At 58.0% G+C, this 16,001-nt stretch carries 14 protein-coding genes; 3 read left to right on the forward strand and 11 right to left on the reverse strand.

The annotated features are described in order from the left end of the window. Positions 1 to 46: 46 nt before the first annotated feature. From AC1RN6_RS14240 to AC1RN6_RS14255, 4 genes are all read right to left on the reverse strand, one after another. Positions 47 to 2,323 (reverse strand): chemotaxis protein CheA, encoded by a 2,277-nt coding sequence (locus AC1RN6_RS14240; RefSeq protein ID WP_493006094.1) that lies wholly within the window; start codon positions 2,321 to 2,323, stop codon positions 47 to 49. Next, entirely contained in the window at positions 2,320 to 2,643 is a 324-nt protein-coding gene (locus tag AC1RN6_RS14245) for an STAS domain-containing protein (protein ID WP_493006095.1), read from the reverse strand. The genes AC1RN6_RS14240 and AC1RN6_RS14245 overlap by 4 nt, the downstream gene beginning before the upstream one ends. An 11-nt stretch (positions 2,644 to 2,654) precedes the next feature. After that, on the reverse strand, positions 2,655 to 3,026 hold the full coding sequence (locus tag AC1RN6_RS14250) for a response regulator (RefSeq protein ID WP_493006096.1): 372 nt from the start codon (positions 3,024 to 3,026) through the stop codon (positions 2,655 to 2,657). A 107-nt stretch (positions 3,027 to 3,133) separates the two neighbouring features. Continuing rightward, entirely contained in the window at positions 3,134 to 4,183 is a 1,050-nt protein-coding gene (locus AC1RN6_RS14255) for a chemotaxis protein (protein ID WP_493006097.1), read from the reverse strand. A gap of 328 nt (positions 4,184 to 4,511) precedes the next feature. Here AC1RN6_RS14255 and AC1RN6_RS14260 point away from each other — a divergent pair, with 328 nt between their 5' ends. The 3 genes from AC1RN6_RS14260 (at position 4,512) to panB (ending at position 6,454) form a co-directional block, all read left to right on the forward strand. Further along, a complete protein-coding gene (locus tag AC1RN6_RS14260; protein ID WP_007881054.1) occupies positions 4,512 to 4,859 on the forward strand; it encodes a DMT family protein in 348 nt (115 codons plus the stop codon). A 118-nt stretch (positions 4,860 to 4,977) separates the two neighbouring features. After that, positions 4,978 to 5,619 (forward strand): deoxynucleoside kinase, encoded by a 642-nt coding sequence (locus AC1RN6_RS14265; protein ID WP_493006098.1) that lies wholly within the window; start codon positions 4,978 to 4,980, stop codon positions 5,617 to 5,619. Position 5,620: 1 nt separating this feature from the next. Continuing rightward, a complete protein-coding gene (gene panB / locus AC1RN6_RS14270) occupies positions 5,621 to 6,454 on the forward strand; it encodes a 3-methyl-2-oxobutanoate hydroxymethyltransferase (RefSeq protein ID WP_493006099.1) in 834 nt (277 codons plus the stop codon). Between the two features lie 135 nt (positions 6,455 to 6,589). On the opposite strand, the gene can is transcribed toward panB, so the two are convergent. From can to AC1RN6_RS14305, 7 genes are all read right to left on the reverse strand, one after another. Beyond that, positions 6,590 to 7,270 (reverse strand): carbonate dehydratase, encoded by a 681-nt coding sequence (gene can / locus AC1RN6_RS14275; protein ID WP_493006100.1) that lies wholly within the window; start codon positions 7,268 to 7,270, stop codon positions 6,590 to 6,592. A gap of 313 nt (positions 7,271 to 7,583) precedes the next feature. Further along, positions 7,584 to 8,717: a molecular chaperone DnaJ gene (gene dnaJ / locus AC1RN6_RS14280; RefSeq protein WP_493006101.1), complete on the reverse strand. Its 1,134-nt coding sequence runs from the start codon at positions 8,715 to 8,717 to the stop codon at positions 7,584 to 7,586. A 209-nt stretch (positions 8,718 to 8,926) separates the two neighbouring features. Next, positions 8,927 to 10,870: a molecular chaperone DnaK gene (gene dnaK / locus AC1RN6_RS14285; protein ID WP_493006102.1), complete on the reverse strand. Its 1,944-nt coding sequence runs from the start codon at positions 10,868 to 10,870 to the stop codon at positions 8,927 to 8,929. A 212-nt stretch (positions 10,871 to 11,082) separates the two neighbouring features. Then, entirely contained in the window at positions 11,083 to 11,637 is a 555-nt protein-coding gene (gene grpE, locus AC1RN6_RS14290) for a nucleotide exchange factor GrpE (RefSeq protein WP_493006103.1), read from the reverse strand. A gap of 535 nt (positions 11,638 to 12,172) precedes the next feature. Next, positions 12,173 to 13,279: a ferrochelatase gene (hemH, locus tag AC1RN6_RS14295; RefSeq protein ID WP_493006104.1), complete on the reverse strand. Its 1,107-nt coding sequence runs from the start codon at positions 13,277 to 13,279 to the stop codon at positions 12,173 to 12,175. 63 nt (positions 13,280 to 13,342) lie between these two features. After that, the gene (gene recN / locus AC1RN6_RS14300; protein WP_493006105.1) at positions 13,343 to 14,989 is read right to left on the reverse strand and encodes a DNA repair protein RecN; all 1,647 of its coding nucleotides are present in this window, start codon (positions 14,987 to 14,989) and stop codon (positions 13,343 to 13,345) included. Positions 14,990 to 15,063: 74 nt separating this feature from the next. Further along, entirely contained in the window at positions 15,064 to 15,981 is a 918-nt protein-coding gene (locus AC1RN6_RS14305; RefSeq protein WP_050477355.1) for an NAD kinase, read from the reverse strand. Between the last annotated feature and the right edge of the window lie 20 nt (positions 15,982 to 16,001).

Consider the following 16,001-nt stretch of genomic DNA (forward strand, 5'->3'; position numbering starts at 1 on the left):
GTCATGCCTGTTGTTGTATTCGTTGTGTTCGTTGCGTTCTTGGCCTTCATTGCATGCGTTCACCGTGTTCGGCATTGCTCTCCGATCGTCGGATATTCGCCTGCTCCATCTGTCCGGTATGCGCGATCAGATGCGGCACATCCAGAATCAGCGCCACACGTCCGTCGCCCAGAATCGTCGAACCGCTCAACCCCTTCACCTTGCTGAACAGTTTGCCCAGCGGCTTGATCACGGCCTGGCATTCGCCGAGCAGATTGTCGACCAGCAGACCCGCACGCATCTGCCCGTACTGGACAATCACCAGACTCTTGCGCGGCGACTCCCGATAAGGAAGATCAAACAATTCACGCAACGGAATGAACGGCAACGGTTCACCGCGCAGGGTCACGATGTTCTCGTGCACCTGATGCGCCGACAGGTTGATGCACTCCACCACCAGGTCGAGCGGGATGACAAACACAGCTCCGCCCACCACGACCTGAAAACCGGCAATGATGGCCAGCGTCAGCGGCAGGCGGATACGCACCATCGTGCCCTGGCCGGGGTTGCTGAAAATATCGACCTCACCGTGCAGGGAGTCGATGTTCCGCTTGACCACATCCATGCCGACGCCGCGCCCTGACAAGGCCGTCACCTGTTCAGCAGTAGAGAATCCCGGTTCGAAGATCAATCGGAAGATGTCCTTCTCCGACAAATTCGCATCAGCAGCAATCAAGCCCTGCTGCGTCGCCTTGCGCAGAATCCTGTCCTTGTCCAGGCCGCGGCCATCATCGAACACTTCGATGACCACACTGCCCGATTCGTGCGTCGCATTCAGGCGCAGCACACCTGCTTCGGGCTTGCCCATGGCGCGCCGGATATCGGCCCCTTCGATGCCATGGTCCATGGCGTTGCGTACGATGTGCATCAACGGGTCGGAGATTTTTTCGACCATTGATTTGTCAAGTTCGGTATCGGCGCCGGTGACGATCAGCTCGATTTCCTTGCCCATCTCACGCGAGATGTCGCGCACCACGCGCGGAAAGCGCTGAAACACTTCGTTGATCTGCACCATGCGCAAGGTCAATGCCGCGTCGCGGATCTGCTCCACCAACCCCGAGATGAGTTGCGTCGCTTCTTCAAAGCGCTGATCCTTCTTGCGCTTGGCGACCAGACTGGCGCCCGCGCCGGCGATCACCAGCTCGCCGACCAGATCAATCAGCTGATCGAGTTTGGAAACTTCGATCTTGATGAACTTCTGTTCCTGGCCCTTTTTATCATCGCCCGGTCTCTGACGCGGCGCGGAACCAACTGCAATCGCATGTGGCGCCAGCTCAAATGCACCAGTTTTGATGGCGGAAGCGGTCGCCTCGCCGGGCCGTGCATGCACGCTCGGGCCAGGCTCGCTATTCAGCGACTCGCACTCGGCATCGGTGAGCGCTCCCGATTGCAGCAACAGCCGCATCATGTGATCGCGGTCGGACACGCGCGCCAGCCATTGCCGGTATTCCGCCAACGAACAGTGCGGCGCAAAGACGTTGATGTCGCTGTCTTCGCGCACAAACTCGAATACGCTTTCGATCGCATGGCGATCGGCGTTGCTGTCGAAGCCGATTTCAAATCCGATATAGCAGACTTCCGGATCCATTTCATCGGCCGTCGGCATGGTGTGTTCGATGGTGTGAGCGTAGACGCTGCGCCCCAGGGTCAACAAATAGCGCAGGAAAGACAAAGGGTCCAGACCGTCGCGCAGCACGTCCTGGCTAAAGCGCAACGACAGATGCCAATGCGGATTGGCGACAGCCCGCTCGCCGCTGTGTGGGTCTTCACCGGCATGCTGGGCGATCTCGGCCAACGCGGTCGCCGCGGCTGTCACTGCCGCCACGGTTTCGGTCAGGCCGGTGGCATCGATGACAGGGGCGCCGTCGCCGTTGGCGTCTTCCGCTACGGCGATCCGCTTCAGATGTGCGTTGAGTGTATCTTCAAGCTCGGTCCGGCGCGCCAGATCCGGCTCCTCGTCCTCTTTCGATTGTTCGATCGCATCGACCAGACTGCCCATGTAGTCGCCGCAATTGAGCAGCAGCGACATCATGGCGTCGTCCAGTTTCAGGATGCCGTTGCGCACCTTGTCGAGCACGTTTTCCAACACGTGAGTAAAGCTGACTATGCTGTCGAAAGCAAACAGGCCGGCCGATCCCTTGATGGTGTGTGCAGCACGGAAGATCGCATTGATGGCGTCCTTGCTGGGACCTTCGCTCTCGATCTGGAGCAAGGCGGCTTCCATGGCAACGAGCAGTTCACGAGCTTCCTGCACCAGTGCGTCGCGGGCGGCATCTTTCTTCATGCGAGCCCCTGTATGGATGGTTGAATGTCGAATGCATCCTGCAGATACAGCATGTCGATCACGTTTTGCACCGCCGGGCTGATGCCGTTGAAGAATAGTTGTTTGTATTGCAGCGCCGTCTCGCGCTTCATCAGCAACAGCAATTGCAGGCCAGTCGTGTCGATTTCATCGACGCCGCTCAGATCGATCTCCAGCACGTCGTCTGCAGCATCGATGACGCGCAGCAGTTGCGGCTTGTACTCGGCCGCCTGGAAAATGGTAAACCCGCCATTCACCAGGAGTCGCAAGTGTCCGTCGCGTGTGCTTTGCGTCAGGGCCATTGTCGTGATCCTTATGGCGAGACCAGCTTGGCGACTGCGTCGAGCAGCACCGGCGGCAAGAAAGGTTTATGCACCCACGCGCGCACGCCGATGGCCTTGCCTTCCTGCTTGCGCGAATCGGCGCTCTCCGTGGTCAGCATCAATACCGGCGTAAACTTGTAGTTTGGATTTTGCTTCAGCTCGCGCACGAAACTCAGACCGTCGAGATTGGGCATGTTGACGTCGGAGATAACGAGGTTGTATTTACGGCCGTCGAGCTTGTTGAGCGCGTCGCGTCCATCGATGGCTTCGACCACGTCGTAACCGGCGGCTTGCAGCGCCATGCTGATGGTCTGACGCAGACTGAATGAGTCATCGACGATCAGGATAGTCTTCGAGCTCATTTCAGCATTCTCCACAGAAAGTACATACCGCCCTACGGCTGCGATTGCAGTCGCCTGTGCTGCGGATTGCGATCATTGACATCAGTTCTTGCATGCACGTCCCCTCTTCAGAAGAAATCAACTTGCGATTGCATTGACTTGTCGGCCTGACGGCCTGCGTGTATCTGCCGCTGCTCTTGCGTGGTATAGGTTTTTTCCAGATCGGCCAGCCAGGTGGCGCGATCCGGCCATGGATGCGCCTGCTCCACCAGTCCTACCAGTTTGTTCATATCGAGCTGTACGTGATCGAGGATCTGGCTGATGCGATCCTGGAATTGCAGGTTGACAAGGATGTCGCACACTTCCTGGTCGACTTCGCGGTTTTCTTCTTCCAACTGGCCGACGGTGCCGCTCAGCTTGAGCGCAGACTGCCGAAAATCGGCGATGACGCTGTCGATGACGATACGCGAATCATCCATCATGCGGTTGGAATCGCTGTCGAGCTGATGGGCCGAGGCCAGCGCAGCCTGGATCTGCTGCTGCACGCTTTTTGTCTTGCCGATGATTTGCCGTCCGGTCTCGGCAGAGCGCGCTGCCAGTTCGGCCCAGCTTTGTTCATCCGAAAACAGATCGGTGACGCCGGTGCGTCCGGCGATCTGCTCGACCTCTTGCGCCAGTTGACGGATATCTTCGTTGTGCTGCCCCAGAGTTTCCAGCTTGCGGAGCAAGGCGTCGCGTGTGGACAAGACTTGCTCCAGCGCTTCAGCGATACCGCCCAGTTGCGTTGCCGCATTTTGAATGACTTGCAGCACGTCGCCGTTCTTTCCGCCTTCGGCGAGACTGACTGCACCACCAAGACGGCGATGGATACTGACAAAGCGCTGGGTCAGCCGGTCAATGGCTTCCTGCGTTTGCGAGCGGGCCAACTGGACGTTGTTGCGCCAGGCCGGCACGACGCCTTGCACCAGTTCCGACGGCACGGCGCGTGATACAGCTGTATCGGTCGCGGGCGCGATCATCGCGGATGCCGCCGACGCGTCCTTCGCGGTCAGGGTCCAGGCCGCCGCAGCGATGAGCGCGCCCGCGATCAGCCCTTGCCACCATCTCGGCGCCAGCAAAGCCAGCAAAAGCGCATTGATCCCCCAGATCAACAGCACGGCGTGGTGTTTCGACTTCACGATATCCCAATCAAAATGTTTGATTTTTCACAGCTCAACAACCGGCCTTCTCAGCACGGACTTACATGCATTAACGGCAACAATTCGCGGTTTTTTTATATATTCACCGCTATTTATTCTTCATACTGGCTTGCATCATGGCAACATCGTGCGAATCGCAGCCCTCACCTTGTGGCTTCATCAGCCCGTACTTCAGCCATTTTTACTTATGGCTTTATTCTGGGGGGCAGGTCTCTTGGTCTGTCGAAAGAATAGAGGCAGAATTCAGCTTGATTTATCAAAGTAAATTTTTCCATCAAGAAATATTCACTTCCTTTTACAACGACCTATGCAAATCCCTGTCGCCTTTCAGACTGTCGGCCTGCTGGCTCTGTCCAATATTTTTATGACCGTGGCCTGGTATGGCCATCTCAAAAGCCTGGCCTCCAAGCCCTGGTGGATCGCCGCGCTGATCAGCTGGTCGATCGCCCTGTTCGAGTATCTGTTGCAGGTGCCCGCCAACCGCATCGGCTACACCCAGTTCAGCCTCGCGCAACTGAAGATCATGCAGGAGGCCATCACGCTGACGGTGTTCGTTCCCTTTGCAATGATTTACATGAACCAGCCGTTCAAACTGGACTACGTCTGGGCGGCGTTGTGCCTGGTGGGCGCGGTCTATTTCATCTTCCGCAGTTGAGGAAGGCAAGACGGCGCGATAGATTGATGCAGTGCACTGACACATCTGCGTCAATCTCCTACAATGCGGGCTCGCTGTCGTTCTTTGCAGCTGTAGTCCCCAACCGTAAAGACCATGCATGGATTTAGACACCTATAAATATATCGTCGTCGAAGGCCCGATCGGCGTCGGCAAGACGACCCTGACCCGCAAGCTGGCCGAACACCTTGGCGCACAAGCTGTGCTGGAGCAGCCACAGGAAAATCCTTTTCTCGAGAAGTTCTATCGCGACGCCGCGCGCTATGCCTTGCAGACGCAGATGTTTTTCCTGTTCCAGCGCATCCAGCAATTGCAGGAACTGGCGCAGTCCGATCTGTTCAACACGCGTTTCGTCGGCGACTTCCTGCTGGAAAAAGATCCGCTGTTTGCACGCCTGACGCTGGCCGATGAAGAACTGAAACTCTACGAACAACTCTATCAACACATGCGCCCGCATGCCGTGCAGCCGGATCTCGTAATCTATCTGCAGGCGCCGGTGGAAACACTGGTCGATCGCATCAAGAAGCGCGGCATTCCGATGGAAACATCGATCTCGCCCGACTACCTGCAGCGCCTGTGCGACAGCTACAGCCGCTTTTTTTACAACTACGATGCCGCCCCGCTGCTGATCGTCAACAACGAGCACATGAACATGGCCGAACAGGAAGAAGATTTCCAGCAGCTGCTGTCGCACATCGTTGAAATGCGCGGCAAGCGCGCGTTTCTGAACCGAGGAGAATAATTTGGCCGCCTACCTGCAAGATGCTCCGGCACCTGCTGCACGCAAGAAGCCCGTCACCGTCCACACGCTGCAGGCGATGCGCGACAAAGGCGAGAAGATCAGCATGCTGACCTGCTACGACGCCAGCTTTGCGGCATTGATGGATCGCAGCGGCGTCGACACCGTCCTTATCGGCGACTCGCTGGGAATGGTCTGCCAGGGTCACCAGTCGACGCTGCCGGTGACGGTCACCGACATCGCCTACCACACCGCCAGCGTGGCGCGTGGCAACCAGACCATGCTGATCGTGGCGGACATGCCATTCGGCACTTACGCCACGCCGGTGGCTGCGTTCGACAACGCGGTCAAGCTGATGCAGGCCGGTGCCCACATGGTCAAACTGGAAGGTGGCGCCTGGCTTGCCGATACGATCCGTTTGCTGACCGAGCGCGGCATTCCGGTTTGTGCGCATCTCGGATTGACGCCGCAATCGGTGCATCAGATGGGCGGTTACAAGGTGCAGGGCAAGACGCTGAAAGGTGCGGAACTGCTACACGCCGACGCCAAAGCGGTGCAAGCCGCAGGCGCATCGCTGCTGGTGCTGGAAGCGATTCCTGCAACGCTGGGCGCGGAAGTCACGGCGCAATTGCACATCCCCACCATCGGCATCGGCGCCGGCGTTGATTGCTCAGGCCAGGTGCTGGTGATGCATGACATGTTGGGCGTGTTTCCAGGCCACAAGGCAAAGTTCGTGAAGAACTTCATGGACGGCGCGGCCAGCGTGGAAGACGCCGTGCGTGCTTATGTGGCAGCTGTGCGCGATCAGAGTTTTCCGGCGTTGGAACATTGCTTCTGAGTTGCGGCATTCCGTCCTGCTGCTTCATCCGCAGCAAAGAAGAGGATAAGAAAAAGCCTGCATGGACTTCATGCAGGCTTTTTTATTTGCAGCGCAATTGCTTGCCTGCGACGGACCCGGCGATTAATCCGCCGATCAGTTACCGCTGATGTCGCGATAGCGCTCCAGGCTCAGCGCCAGATGACGGCTGCATTCGTCAGCATTGCTGATGGTCGGCGACAGCGCTTCCAGCAGGCCGTCATGCACGCCGTACACCAGCGCGTGGATGCTCAGTTCCTGACCGCGTTCCCAGGCGTCGGTGACGATGGTGGTGCGGCAGATATTGGCGACTTGTTCCAGCACGTTCAGTTCGCACAGGCGGTCATGCTGGTCGCCTTCGGACATGTGGTCGTGGAAGCAGCCGACGTGTTTCTCGTGCACGTCCTGTACGTGTTGCAGCCAGTTGTCGGCCAGACCCACGCGGCGCTTGGTCAACGCAGCCTGCACACCGGCGCAGCCGTAGTGGCCGCAGATAATGATGTGCTTGACCTTCAGCACGTCGACGGCAAATTGCAGCACCGACAGGCAGTTGAGGTCGGTATGCACGACCACGTTGGCAATGTTGCGGTGGACGAACAGTTCGCCCGGCAACAAACCAAGCAGATCGTTGGCGGGAACGCGATTGTCGGAGCAGCCGATCCAGAAATATTCCGGCGAGCGCTGCGAGCCCAGCTTCATGAAGAAGTCAGGGTCCCGCGCCGTAATTTCGGATGCCCAGCGGCGGTTGCCCTGGAGTAGGAGTTCCTGAACCTGGTCTTGTTGGCTTGGTTTGGTCATAGTCGGCAAGATCGAGTGTCACGCTTTCAGTCTACAGCGCATGAATGAGGCGATGCGACATGACGGCATGCGTGGTGGTGAATGAACGAAAGACGGTGCAAACGCGATCGCGGCGGACGCTGCTTCAGCCTGCCGGCCGGATCGGCTGAGTCAATCGACATGAATCAGCCCGGCGCGTGCAAAAGATGTCTTTCGGGAAATGCCAGGCAATCAGAATACAACACCGACTGCCGCGACTGCATTGTATAGAAAAATACATGCAAAAAACCTGCAGCTTTTCGACTTATCGCCAAGCTGCAGGTTTCATCGGGGCTTACTCGAAGAATTCCTTGACCTTGTCTTTCCAGGTCTTGGTCTGCGGACTATGCTTGGCGCCGCCTTCGATGGTCAGTTTTTCAAATTCGCGCAACAGGTCTTTCTGGCGCTCAGTCAGCTTGACCGGCGTCTCCACCACGACGTGGCAGAACAGATCGCCGGCATAGCCCGAACGCACGCCCTTGATGCCTTTGCCGCGCAAGCGGAAGGTCTTGCCCGATTGCGTGCCTTCAGGGATCGTAAAGGATGCCTTGCCGCTCAAGGTCGGCGCTTCGATCTCGCCGCCCAATGCCGCCTTGGCGAAGGAAATCGGCATTTCGCAATGCAGGTCGTCGCCGTCGCGCTGGAATACTTCATGCTGCTTGATGTGGATTTCCACATACAGGTCGCCTGGAGGACCGCCGTTCATACCGGGTTCGCCGTTGCCGGACGAGCGGATGCGCATGCCGTCGTCGATGCCTTCCGGGATCTTCACTTCCAGCGTCTTGTTGCGTTTCAGACGGCCTGCACCGGCACAGGTCGGGCATGGCTCAGGAATGACCTTGCCGCTGCCGTGGCACTTCGGGCAAGTCTGCTGAATGCTGAAGAAACCTTGCTGCATGCGTACCTGGCCGTGGCCGCCGCAAGTGCCGCAAGTAGTCGGCGAAGTACCTGGCTTGGCGCCGGAGCCGTGGCAGGTATCGCACTCATCCCAAGACGGTACGCGGATCGTGGTGTCGAAACCGTGGGCTGCCTGTTCGAGCGTAATTTCCAGGTTGTAGCGCAAGTCGGCGCCGCGATACACCTGCGGTCCCGAGCTGCGGCCGCGGCCACCGCCGCCACCGCCGAAGATGTCGCCAAAAATATCGCCGAAGGCATCGGCAAAGCCGCCGGCGCCCGCACCACCGCCGCCGCCACCCATATTGGGGTCGACGCCGGCATGACCGTAACGATCGTAGGCATCGCGCTTTTGCGGATCCGACAACATCTCATAGGCTTCCTTGACCTCCTTGAACTTGTCTTCCGCGCCCTTGCTGTCAGGATTGCGGTCAGGATGGTACTTCATCGCCAGTTTGCGATAAGCCTTCTTGATTTCGTCGTCGGTGGCGTTTTTCGCCAGACCTAGAATTTCGTAAAAGTCACGTTTTGCCATGTTTTATAACACCTTGTTATTGGATTTTTCCTGTGGGCGGTCAACACCAACAAGAAACCAACAATGTGAAAAAGCCGAGAGACGATCTCGCGACCATCTTGCTCGGCGTGTCGCCCGCTAAAGCCGGCCGACGTGTTCCTGAATGACTGCTTCGCTTGCCGGCGGAGAAGCGCGCTCAGAATCGAGAACGCTACCGCCGGCAATCGAAATTACTTCACTTCCTTGAAGTCGGCGTCGACCACGTCGTCGTCCTTCGGACGCGATTCGCCTGCACCGGCAGCACCCGCACCTGCCGCGCCGGCTGCACCACCGGCCGCAGCCTGTTGTGCCTGCTGGTCAGCGTACATCTTCTCGCCCAGCTTTTGCGCTGCCACGGACAGTGCTGCAGTCTTGGCGTCGATGGCGGCCTTGTCGTTCGCCTTCAATACTTCTTCCAGTTCCTTGACGGCGGCTTCGATGGATTCCTTCTCGCCTGCATCCAGCTTGTCGCCGTATTCGGTCAGCGCCTTGCGTGTGGAGTGAACCAGCGCATCGCCCTGATTGCGGGCTTCAGCCAGTTCCTTCAGACGCTTGTCTTCTTCAGCGTTGGCTTCGGCGTCGCGCACCATCTTTTCGATCTCATCTTCGCTCAGACCGGAGTTGGCCTTGATGGTGATCTTGTTTTCCTTGCCGGTGGCCTTGTCCTTGGCGCCGACGTGCAAAATACCGTTGGCGTCGATGTCAAAGGTGACTTCGATTTGCGGTGTGCCGCGTGGCGAAGGAGGAATACCTTCCAGATTGAATTCGCCAAGACCCTTGTTGCCGGCCGCCATTTCGCGCTCACCCTGGTAGACCTTGATGGTCACGGCAGGCTGGTTGTCGTCGGCAGTCGAGAACACCTGGCTGAACTTGGTCGGGATGGTCGTGTTCTTCTTGATCATCTTGGTCATCACGCCGCCCATGGTTTCGATACCCAGCGACAGTGGTGTGACGTCCAGCAGCAGCAAGTCCTTGCGCTCGCCCGACAGGACCGAACCTTGAATCGCAGCGCCGACGGCGACTGCTTCGTCAGGGTTGACGTCCTTGCGTGGTTCTTTGCCGAAGAATTCTTTCACCTTCTCTTGCACCTTCGGCATACGGGTCATACCGCCGACCAGAATGATGTCGTCGATGTCGGTGACCTTGACGCCTGCGTCCTTGATCGCTGTGCGGCATGGCTCGATGGTCTTGGCGATCAGTTCTTCCACCAGAGATTCCAGCTTGGCGCGGGTGATCTTCAGGTTCAGGTGAACTGGCGCGCCATTGGCCATGGCGATGTACGGCTCATTGATTTCGGTTTGTTGCGACGACGACAGTTCGATCTTGGCGCGCTCGGCCGAAGCCTTGATGCGTTGCAAAGCGATCGCGTCTTTCGACAAGTCCAGACCGTTGATCTTCTTGAACTCTTCGATGATGTAATCGATGATGCGCTGGTCGAAGTCTTCGCCGCCGAGGAAAGTATCGCCGTTGGTGGACAGCACTTCAAATTGCTTCTCGCCGTCGACGTCGGCGATTTCAATGATGGAGACGTCAAACGTACCGCCGCCCAGGTCATACACCGCGATCTTGCGGTCGCCCTTTTCAGTCTTGTCCAGGCCGAACGCCAGCGCAGCCGCAGTCGGCTCGTTGATGATGCGCTTGACTTCCAGACCAGCGATACGGCCGGCGTCCTTGGTTGCCTGACGCTGCGAGTCGTTGAAGTACGCAGGAACGGTGATGACCGCTTCGGTCACTTCTTCGCCGAGATAGTCTTCAGCGGTTTTCTTCATCTTGCGCAGCACTTCTGCGGAGATTTGCGGCGGCGCCAGCTTGTTGTCGCGCACACCGATCCAGGCGTCGCCGTTGTCGGCTTTGACGATCTGGTAAGGCATCAGCGAAATGTCTTTTTGCACTTCCTTTTCGTCGAACTTACGGCCGATCAGACGCTTCGCTGCGTAGATGGTGTTCTTCGGATTGGTGACAGCCTGGCGTTTGGCAGGTGCGCCAACCAGTACTTCGCCGTCTTCCTGATACGCGATGATGGAAGGCGTGGTACGCGCGCCTTCGGAGTTTTCGATGACTTTCGGCTGGCCGCCTTCCATGACGGAGACGCACGAGTTGGTTGTACCCAAGTCAATACCAATGATTTTGCCCATGATTTTTCCTTCGATCCTTAAGTTCCCGAATAGGGAACAACAATAGTTTTGATAGTTTTAATATGTGGAGAAAACTGTCGCTTTCAAGCGCGGAATGTCACTTAAAAGCAAATTTTGTGCCGTTTGTTCTCTTTTTTCGTTTCGTCGCTGCCGGGGCTGCTGATTTTTAACTCGCTCGCAGCTCCCTTGCGGCTTACTTTCCCTACTTACCCTTACTTGCCTTGCGCCACAGTCACCAGCGCCGGACGCAGCAAGCGTTCGGAAATCGTATAGCCCTTTTGCAACACCGCCACGACGGTATTGGCTTCCTGCTCTGCCGGCACGGCTGAAATCGCCTGATGCTTCATCGGATCCAGCTTTTCGCCGGCTTGCGGATTGATTTCCAGCAGCTTGTTCTTTTCAAACGCCGACGACAGTTGTTTCAATGTCATGTCGACGCCTTCCTTGAGCGATTCCACGGATGGCGTTTCAATCTTCAGCGCCATTTCCAGGCTGTCCTTGACCGCCAGCAGCGACTCGGCAAAACCTTCGATCGCAAATTTGTGAGCACGGCTGATATCGTCTTGCGCACGGCGACGGATATTCTCGGCTTCAGCCTTGGCGCGCAGGAAAGCGTCCTGCATCTCGGCAATCTTCGCCTCGGCGGCGATGAGCTGCTCTTCCACTGTCGGCTCAGCTGCAGTTGCTGCCGCATCGGCCTGGGCGTCCTGGCCGGCTTGCGCCGTCTGCACCTGTTCGTTTTCCGCTTGTTTTTCCGTATCTTGCATATTTAACAATCTCCAACTGGTAAAGCGTATTGAATTTTTAGCGCCTGATCGGGCAGACCGCCCCACGCATGGCAATGCACATGAGGCTTTACCCCTTATTTTTCAAGGGTTATTAGCGGGCATCACGGCGCGAGCGGCCCAAATTGTTCAATTGAAGCAAAAAAGACTATGCATCCAACTAAACGTTCTAAGCCGCCACTAACGTCTTGTTACAGAATTTACTACACTTGAAATAGCGAATCGCGATGCAACATTTATGATGCAGGCATCCCTCTTTTTTCCTGCCCCACCTTCAAGGAGACGTCATGAAATTGCCGCTTATCTCCGCCACCATCATTGCCTACACCTTGCTGGCAGCCGCCTGGATCAGCTATTCGCAGTTAGTCGCGCTGTACTGAATCTGCTGGCGCGCAGCCGCATTTCAAGCCCCGCCTTGTCTTGGCAACAACCTCACAAGAAGTTCGAGTTTCCGTAGCACAATAACCGCGCAGCCCGCTATTTTAACAGGCTGCCGCTCGCTTACACCCACTTTAGTCTATTGAGGCGCGCCCAGACGGCGGGCTTGTTCGGCGGAGATTTCCGCCTGCTTCTTTTCTTCTTCACGCAGCGCGGCGCCTGCCATGGTGGGCCAACCGACCATGTGCAACTCGGCGATTTCCATCATGCCCTGCACCCAGGCGGCATCGCCGTTCAGGCACGGAATGAAGTGAAACTCCTTGCCGCCGGCATGCAGGAACTCGGCCTTGGCTTCCATCGCGATTTCTTCCAGGGTTTCCAGGCAATCGCTGGTAAAACCAGGACACATGACGTCCACGCGCTGCACGCCCTGGCGCGCCAGCTCCTGCAGCGTCGGCGCCGTGTAGGGCTGCAGCCACTCGGCCTTGCCGAATCGCGACTGGAAGGTCACCACATATTCGGACTCGCTCAAACCCAGCGCCTTCGCCAACAAACGCGCCGTCTTATGGCATTCGCAATGGTAGGGATCGCCCAGCAGCAGCGTACGCTTGGGCACACCGTGAAAACTCATCACCAATTTATCCGGCTGGCCGTTGGCATCCCAATGCGCCAGCACAGACGCCTTGAGCGCCTGGATGTAGGCGTCGTGGTCATGATAATGCTTGATCAGGCGCAGTTCGGGAACGTTGCGTACCCTGGAAAAATGGCTGAACACGGCGTCGAAAATCGACGCCGTCGTGGTGCCGGAATATTGCGGATACGCCGGCAGAATCAGGATGCGATCGCAGCCCTGCGCCTTGAGGCTGTCCAGCACGTCGGGCAAGGCCGGCTTCCCGTAACGCATGGCATATGTCACCTGCACCCGATGGCCGCGCTCTTGCATGCGCGCGCGCAACAGCGTCGCCTGGCGCTCGGTATTGACCTTGAGCGGCGAACCTTCCTCGGACCAGATTGAGGCGTATTTTTCGGCCGATTTGCTGGAACGAAACGGCAGGATGATCCCGTTCAGGATGAACCACCAGACCGCCTTCGGAATCTCCACCACGCGCGGATCCGACAAGAACTGCTTCAGGTAGCGGCGTACCGCGCGCGTAGTCGGCGCATCAGGCGTGCCGAGATTGACCAGTACGATCGCGGTGCCGGCCGGTGTGCCGTGGGTATAAGGAGGTTCTTTGCGAAATGACATGGAAGTCCGTAAAAGGTCTGAGTCTAGGTCTGGCGATAGCGGGAAGACGGAAAGAACGAGACGTCAGAGCGCAAGCAATTCGCGCGCGTGCTTGCGCGTAGTCGCGGTGATTTCCAGGCCGCCCAGCATGCGGGCGATTTCTTCCACGCGCGACTTGGCGTCCAGCGCTTCGATCTGCGACACGGTCTTGCCGCCGTCGTTGCGCTTGCTGACCTGGAAGTGCTGATTGCCCTGGCTGGCGACCTGCGGCAAATGCGTAACGCACAGCACCTGGCGATCTTGGCCGAGGCGTTTGAGCAAGCGGCCGACCACTTCGGCCACACCGCCGCCGATGCCACTGTCGACTTCGTCGAAAATCAAGGTCGGCGTCGCCGTCGAGCTCGACGCAATCACGGAAATCGCCAGTGCGATACGCGCCAGTTCACCACCCGACGCCACTTTTGCCAGCGGCCGCGGTGCTACGCCGGCATGGCCGGCAACCAGAAACTCCACCTGTTCCAATCCATACGCCGCCGGCTCGCACGCTTCCAGCGCGATCGAAAAACGTCCGCCGGACATGCTCAGATCCTGCATCGCCGCGGTCACCGCTTCGCTCAGGGCTTTCGCGGCTTTGATACGGCCTTTGGACAATTTCTGCGCGGCGCTGCTGTAAGCCGTCTTGAGTTTTTCTTCCTGCGCGCGCAAGGCGTCGAGGTCGCTGGCGTCGGCCAGTTGCTTCAATTCTTCGGCCAGTTTGATGTATTCCTGCGGCAGCTCATCGGGTGTGACACGGAATTTACGTGCAGTCGAATGAATCGCTTCAAGACGCCCCTCCACCTGCTGCAAACGCGCCGGATCGAGCTCGACCCGGCCGAGATAATCGTTGAGCGCGTAGACCGCTTCCTGAAGCTGGATCTGCGCAGGCTCCAGCGCATCCATGACCGGTTTGAGGGCGGCGTCGACGTCGGTCAGCTTGCCGAGTTTTTGCGTCAGCGACGAAAGTTGCGACAGGATCGGCGACTCCGATTCGGAAATCGCGCTGAGCGCTTCTTGCGCGCCCTCGATCAGACTCGCGGCGTGAGACAGGCGACTGTGTTCGTTGCTGATATCGGCCCACTCGCCCGGTTTGACGGCCAGTTTTTCCAGCTCGCTGACTTGCCATTCGAGACGCTCGCGTTCGAGCAGGACGTTCTTGGCGTTGATTTCAAATTCTTCGCGTTGCTTCGCCAGCGCCCGCCAGGTTTTATAAGCGGCGGCAACAACTTTTGCTTCGTCCAGCAAACCGGCCTGATTGTCCAGCAACTGGCGCTGCGCATCGGCCTTGAGCAAGGACTGGTGCGCATGCTGACCGTGAATGTCGACCAGCAATTCGCCCAATTCGCGCAACTGCGCCGCGGTGGCGGCGATGCCGTTGATGAAGGCTTTGGAGCGCCCGGCGTTGTCGATCACCCGGCGCAACAGCACCGCGCCGTCTTCGTCGGCGAACTCATGTGCTTCCAGCCAGGCGGCGGCATCCTCGCTCACGCTGAAATCGGCGGTGATATCGGCCTTGGCCGCACCTTCACGCACCACGCTGGCGTCGCCACGTCCGCCCAGAGCCAGCGCCAGCGCATCGATCAGAATCGACTTGCCCGCGCCGGTTTCGCCGGTGAAGACGGAAAATCCGGGCGCGAACTCAAGTTCGATGGCATCGACGATAACGAAATCACGAATCGACAGGGTACGCAGCATGGGATTTTGTAGTGATGTTTTGGAAATATTGCTTGCCGTACCCGCAGACGCGCCACGGATACGGAGACTGGTCGTTATTGTAAACGGCCTTCTACAGAGGGGTATTCGTTCCAGTGAAGTTTCTGCCGCAGCGTGTCGTAGTAGCTCCAACCCTCAGGGTGCAAGAAAGTAATCTTGTGTGCGGAGCGTTTGATGACGATCAGGTCGCCATGGGTCAGACTGGTCAGCGATTGCATGTCGAAATTGGCGCTGATGTCGCGACCGTTGACGACGCGGATCGAGATTTCGCAAGAGTCGGGAATCACGATCGGACGATTTGACAAGGCATGCGGCGCAATCGGCACCAGCACGATGCCATGCAAACTCGGATGCAGGATCGGGCCGCCGGCCGACAAGGCGTAGGCAGTCGAACCGGTCGGCGTGGCCACGATCAGGCCGTCCGAGCGCTGGTTGTACATGAACCGGCCGTCGACCTCAACGGTCAGTTCGACCATGCCGGACGAGGCGCCGCGCGCTACCACCACGTCGTTAAACGCCAGCGCGTTGAAAATCTGTTCACCGTCGCGGAACACCGTCGCCTCCAGCAGCGAGCGCGTCTCGGCATCCACTTTTCCATCCAGCATATCGGCCAATACCGGTATCATGCGGTCTAGCGAAATATCCGTCATGAAACCCAGCCGGCCCTGGTTGATCCCGATCAGCGGCACGTTGAAAGGCGCAAGCTGGCGAGCGATGCCGAGCATGGTGCCGTCGCCGCCGACCACAATGGCGGCATCGGCGAACTGGCCGATCTGCTCCGGCGACATGGCATCGTAGCCTTCCAGGGCAACGTTTTGCGCCGTCTCTGCTTCAAACACGATCGTGTGACCGTGCGCTTCCAGAAACGCTGCAATATCGGATAAAGACTGCGCGATGCCGACGGCATGAAATTTGCCGACGATCGCGATGGTTTTTGGCGTTGCCGCCTGCACGGGTAATTTGATAGGCCACATGCTGCGGATTAAAGCATAAT

This window comes from Herbaspirillum sp. GW822-FHT03A08, from assembly GCF_058801885.1.

Coding starts and splice junctions, on each gene's coding strand:
- hemH (WP_493006104.1), bottom strand. CDS start 13,279: ATGTCATTTCGCAAAGAACCTCCTTATACCCACGGCACACCGGCCGGC.
- recN (WP_493006105.1), bottom strand. CDS start 14,989: ATGCTGCGTACCCTGTCGATTCGTGATTTCGTTATCGTCGATGCCATC.
- dnaK (WP_493006102.1), bottom strand. CDS start 10,870: ATGGGCAAAATCATTGGTATTGACTTGGGTACAACCAACTCGTGCGTC.
- AC1RN6_RS14245 (WP_493006095.1), bottom strand. CDS start 2,643: ATGGCCCTGACGCAAAGCACACGCGACGGACACTTGCGACTCCTGGTG.
- AC1RN6_RS14265 (WP_493006098.1), top strand. CDS start 4,978: ATGGATTTAGACACCTATAAATATATCGTCGTCGAAGGCCCGATCGGC.
- AC1RN6_RS14250 (WP_493006096.1), bottom strand. CDS start 3,026: ATGAGCTCGAAGACTATCCTGATCGTCGATGACTCATTCAGTCTGCGT.
- dnaJ (WP_493006101.1), bottom strand. CDS start 8,717: ATGGCAAAACGTGACTTTTACGAAATTCTAGGTCTGGCGAAAAACGCC.
- can (WP_493006100.1), bottom strand. CDS start 7,270: ATGACCAAACCAAGCCAACAAGACCAGGTTCAGGAACTCCTACTCCAG.
- AC1RN6_RS14305 (WP_050477355.1), bottom strand. CDS start 15,981: ATGTGGCCTATCAAATTACCCGTGCAGGCGGCAACGCCAAAAACCATC.
- grpE (WP_493006103.1), bottom strand. CDS start 11,637: ATGCAAGATACGGAAAAACAAGCGGAAAACGAACAGGTGCAGACGGCG.
- AC1RN6_RS14260 (WP_007881054.1), top strand. CDS start 4,512: ATGCAAATCCCTGTCGCCTTTCAGACTGTCGGCCTGCTGGCTCTGTCC.
- AC1RN6_RS14240 (WP_493006094.1), bottom strand. CDS start 2,323: ATGAAGAAAGATGCCGCCCGCGACGCACTGGTGCAGGAAGCTCGTGAA.